Consider the following 4417-nt stretch of genomic DNA (forward strand, 5'->3'; position numbering starts at 1 on the left):
CATCATATTGTGGAATGGCGCAAGCAAAATGCCGCGATTGGCGAGATAGAGGTGGATAGCCGCCTCCAGCTTGGGCTGCATCGCAGCGCGCGCCTCGCTGCCATTGGTCGAGGGTTTTTCGGCGCAGACGAACTCAACGCGCGCGCCGACATTAACGACATGCCACGGCAACTTGTGCGCCGCGACCACGCCATCGATCCCCTTCACCAATCGCTGTGCAAGCGCCAGCATGTGGCGATAGGCGTCGTGGGTGATGACCTTGCCGACCATCGCGTGCATCGCGGTTATCGCAAGCGCGTTGGCAGAGAGCGTCGTCCCGATGCCGCTATGCCCCGAGGGACGGCTGGCGTTCACTTTCGCCATGCGTTCGGCAATCTCTTCGCTGAACCCATAGACTGCAGTCGGCACACCGCCACCAATCGATTTGCCGATCACCATCATGTCGGGCTTGGGTCCGTAGGCATTACTGTGCCCGCCATAACCGGACGAGATTGTGTGGGTTTCATCGAAAACCAGGATCGTACCTGTTTCACTGCAGAACCGGCGTAGCGCTTCCAGATAGCCCGGTGCATCGCGCACCATGCCGACATTGGTCATAACCGGTTCGGCTAGCACGCAGGCAATGTCGCCGCGTTTCAATTCGCGTTCGAGGGCTTCGACGTCGTTGAATTCGATCACGGTTGTCGTGGGCAGCAAATCCTGCACTTGCCCGATCAGGCTCACACGAACGCGCGGTTCCCAGCCCGCTGCATGAGGTTTCAGATCGACAAAAACGTCATCGACTGCACCATGATAGCATCCGTTGAAGATCAGGATTTTCTTCCGTCCAGTGATGCCGCGACACCAGCGGATGACCGCGCGGTTGGCTTCGCTCGCGGTTGTGGTCACTTGCCAGCGCGGCAGGCCAAACATGGCGGCGAGCATTGCGCCCAGCTCAACACCCTTTTCGGTGGGCAGCATGTAACTAAGCCCCTCGCCCGCCTGCTTCGCCAACGCCTCTGCCAGTGGCGCGGGCGAATGGCCAAACATGCTGGCGGTATCGCCCAAACAGAAGTCGTCGAGCGAGCGGCCATCGACCGTCATCAGCATCGCACCCTTGGCCCCCGCAGCCACCAATGGCACCGGGCTCGGCCAATCGAGCATCCAGTGAAAGGGCACGCCCTGAAACCAGTTGGCCGAAGCTTTTTTTGACAGCTCGAGCGATTTGGGATTTGCCGCCATGAAGGCAGCGGCCTCGCGCTCGGCGATCCGTTCGATGGCAGCATCGCTAATCATAGTCGGTCCTTTAGCGCATACCAGAGCAGCCCCAAAGTGGCGAGTGGGCGGGCAAGCATCCGACCGCCGGGAAATGGCCTTTGCGGCAGGTTCGCAAAGACATCAAACCGCGCCATCGTTCCCGTCACAGCCTCCGCCAGCAATTCACCCGCGAGCGTCGTCACCAGCGCTCCATGGCCCGAAAAGCCATGAGCAAAGAAAACATTTCCCTTGCGTCCGATATGCGGCAGCCGGTTCATCGTCACGCCTACCGCACCGCCCCAGGCATAGTCGATGGGTGTTTCAGCGAGCGAAGGGAACACTTCGACAATATGTTTACGGACAAAGGCAGCGATATCGGCGGGCGGGGTCTGCACATATTTCTCGCCACCGCCAAAGATCAGGCGTTTGTCGGCAGAAAGGCGGAAATAGTTGAGAACAAAGCGGCTGTCCGCAACGGCGGCATCGCTGGGAAGGAGCTCGACCGCATTCGGTAAAGGTGCGGTCGCGACATTATAGTTCATGATTGGAATGGTGTAGCGCGCCAGCCCTGTATCCAGATCGCCCATCCAGCTATCAGCTGCCAGCACGACATGGCTTGCGCTGACACTGCCGCTTGGTGTGCACACCTGATTGCCCTCTATCGCGAGGGCTGGCGAATTTTCAAAAATCGAAACGCCCGCATTTTGTGCAGCAGTTGCCAACCCAATTGCGTAGTTCAGTGGATGGAAATGCCCTCCTTGCAGGTCATAGATTCCGCCGTGATAGCCACCGCCATTGATATGCCGCCCCATATCGTGCGGTTGGACAATCTCGCTTTTCCAACCAAATTGCTTCGCCAGAAATTCCGCGTCACGCTGCATCGCATCGAAGTGCGCGGGCTTGTAAGCGGCCTCCAGATGCCCAGCTTTCAGGTCGCACTGGATGCCATGTTTCGCGATCCGCCGGTTCACCCGCTGGACCGCGCCATATGCCAAATCGAAAATCGCCTGCGCCCGCTCGCGGCCGAATTCCTCGTCAAACTCGCGCATCGACCAGCGCAGACCGGGGATAAGCTGTCCGCCATTGCGTCCCGATGCCCCAAAACCGATGGACTGCGCCTCGAACAACGCGACCTTCAGCCCCTTTTCCGCGCAAGCCAAGGCGGCAGAAAGCCCCGTAAATCCGCCACCGATGATCGCCACATCGAACTGACCGTTTCCGTTGAAAACGGGTTGCGGCTTCCATGCATTTGCGCTGGCCTGATAATAGCTGTTGTTGAGGGGATCGCTCATCGGGAATGCGACGGACCTATTCGGAACCGCCCTCCCCCAAGTCGATCACATAGAGTTTTCGGACTGGCGTCAGATTTTCCCAGACACCTTCAAAGCCTGGCTCGATCACCAGATTGCCGCCTGGCCCCGCTTCCACGACCGAGCCATCATTGTTGGTCAGCCGCACATTGCCTTCCAATATCCGGCAATATTCCCATTCGGAATAGTTGACGCGCCAGGCTCCGGCCGAACAGCTCCACTCACCGAAATATTTGCGACCATCGGCTGATTCATACGCGTTGCGGGTCTCGCCTGCCGGATTGCCGCTGACCAGCCTATCAGGCGCAGGTGCGAATTCTTCCCGTTCGGCGGTTTCAGTTTGAAAACTGCGGACCGGCACCGGATCAAACCCTCAGCAGCAAGTGCTCGCGTTCCCAGCTGCTGACTACCGATTGATAGTTGAACAGCTCATAATCCTTCACCGCGTAGAAAATCTCGAAGAAATCCTCACCGAGAAGGTTGCGGACAGGTTTGCATGCCGAAAAACGATCGAGCGCGGCTTCCAATGTGCGTGGTAGGGTGCGGGCGCGGTTATAGGCGCTGCCGGTAATCGCCTTTGCGGGCACCATCCGGTCGACCATACCTATATAACCACAGACCAAAGACGCGGCCATCGCCAGATAGGGGTTGGAGTCCGCCCCCGGCAGCCGGTTTTCAACGCGGCGATTGTGCTTGTCCGAAATCGGTACGCGGAAGCCGCAGGAACGGTTGTCCTCGCCCCATTGCACATTGATCGGTGCAGCACTGTCAGGGCGCATCCGGCGGAAACTGTTCACATTGGGCGCCCAAAGCGGCGAGATTTGCGGCATGAACTTGACGAGGCCGGCAATATAGCTGCGGAACATCGCACTATCCTTGCCATTGGCGTTGGAGAACAGGTTCTTGCCCGTTTCGGCATCGACCACCGATTGGTGGATGTGCATCGCACTGCCCGGCTGCCCCGCCATCGGGTTCGCCATGAACGTTGCATAGACGCCGTGTTGCTTCGCCACCGCACGGACGACGCGTTTGAACAGGAATACCTGGTCGGCAAGCTTCAACGGATCGCCGTGCAGGAAGTTCACCTCCAACTGCGCTGCACCCATTTCATGAATCATCGTGTCGATATCGAGCCCCATCAGCTCGCAATCGTCATAGATATGATCGATGATATCCTCATATTCGTTCATCGCCTCCAACCCGTAAGGCTGGCTCGCGGTCTCTGCCCTGCCACTTGAACCTGTCGGCGGGAGGAGCGGGAAATCTGGATCGACATTCTGGCTGACGAGGTAGAATTCCACCTCGGGCGCGATAATTGGTTTCCAACCTTTGGCGGCGTATAACCCCAGCACTTTTTTCAGGATGGCACGCGGGGCCAGCTCTACCTCGGTACCGTCACCATTATAGGCATCGGCAATAACAAATGCCGTTGGCGATTTGAAGCCGGGCGCGATGCAAATCGTGTCCGGATCGGCGATCAAAATCTTGTCGGGGTCTTTGTCCCAGATATCCTCGATATCTTCGGGATAATGCCCATCGATCGTGCAGATAAAGACGCTGCCGGGAATGCGGAGCGACTTGTCACTGACCGAGGACAGGAATTTCTTGGCGGGCAGAACCTTGCCGCGTTGCACCCCGTTAATATCGGGAACGATACATTCGACTTCGTCGATTTTGTTTTCGGCGATCCAGTTCGCCAGATTGACAGACATTGTTTTTCACCGGTTTAGGGCCGGAAATGGGCCTGCCACATAAGGACATGCCGGGCTTGAACAGTCAAGCCCGGCATGCATTTTCAATGATGCGGACCTTCCGGCCGGCAAAAAATCAGAAGCCGTAGCTGATCGAGAAGACCGCACCAGCCTTGCCGA

Annotated in this window: 4 protein-coding genes; all 4 read right to left on the reverse strand. The window is 57.9% G+C overall.

Translation table 11 applies throughout. The features are described 5' to 3' along the window. On the reverse strand, positions 1–1275 hold a 1275-nt coding region (locus tag Q0239_RS05160), incomplete at its 3' end, for an aspartate aminotransferase family protein (protein ID WP_298599417.1). Continuing rightward, positions 1272–2528: an FAD-binding oxidoreductase gene (locus tag Q0239_RS05165; RefSeq protein WP_298599420.1), complete on the reverse strand. Its 1257-nt coding sequence runs from the start codon at positions 2526–2528 to the stop codon at positions 1272–1274. The genes Q0239_RS05165 and Q0239_RS05160, both read right to left, overlap by 4 nt. 16 nt (positions 2529–2544) lie before the next feature. Next, complete coding sequence (locus tag Q0239_RS05170; RefSeq protein ID WP_298599423.1) at positions 2545–2907, reverse strand: cupin domain-containing protein; 363 nt, start codon at positions 2905–2907, stop codon at positions 2545–2547. 4 nt (positions 2908–2911) lie between these two features. Beyond that, the gene (locus tag Q0239_RS05175; RefSeq protein WP_115548890.1) at positions 2912–4258 is read right to left on the reverse strand and encodes a glutamine synthetase family protein; all 1347 of its coding nucleotides are present in this window, start codon (positions 4256–4258) and stop codon (positions 2912–2914) included. Between the last annotated feature and the right edge of the window lie 159 nt (positions 4259–4417).

The sequence above is a fragment of the uncultured Sphingorhabdus sp. genome (assembly GCF_937872355.1).
Taxonomy (GTDB): domain Bacteria; phylum Pseudomonadota; class Alphaproteobacteria; order Sphingomonadales; family Sphingomonadaceae; genus Sphingorhabdus_B.